1 protein-coding gene is annotated in these 213 nt (G+C 62.9%); it reads right to left on the bottom strand.

The window, feature by feature from the left end; all coding sequences use genetic code 11:
• On the bottom strand, nucleotides 1-213 hold a 213-nt coding region (locus tag AF337_RS11115; protein WP_152970980.1), incomplete at both ends, for an aldehyde dehydrogenase family protein.

The raw sequence follows: 213 nt of genomic DNA, 5'->3' as shown, positions 1-213 counted from the left end.
TCGTAGCAACCTTCCCGTCCGCCTTCGCGGCCGAATCCGGATTCGCGCTTGCCGCCAAAACCGACGGCGGCATCGAAAAGATTGGTGGCATTCACCCAGACCACGCCGGCTGCGAGCTTTGCCGCAACGTTCAACGCCAAGCCGATGGTCTCGCTCCAGACGCTGGCGGCAAGGCCGTAGCGGGTGTGATTGGCAAGCTGGATAGCCTCTTCC

Origin of the sequence: Rhizobium ecuadorense (assembly GCF_001187535.1) — a bacterium.
Taxonomy (GTDB): domain Bacteria; phylum Pseudomonadota; class Alphaproteobacteria; order Rhizobiales; family Rhizobiaceae; genus Rhizobium; species Rhizobium ecuadorense.
Note: the sequence above shows the minus strand (reverse complement) of the source record. Positions and strands in the feature narration are given on the sequence as shown.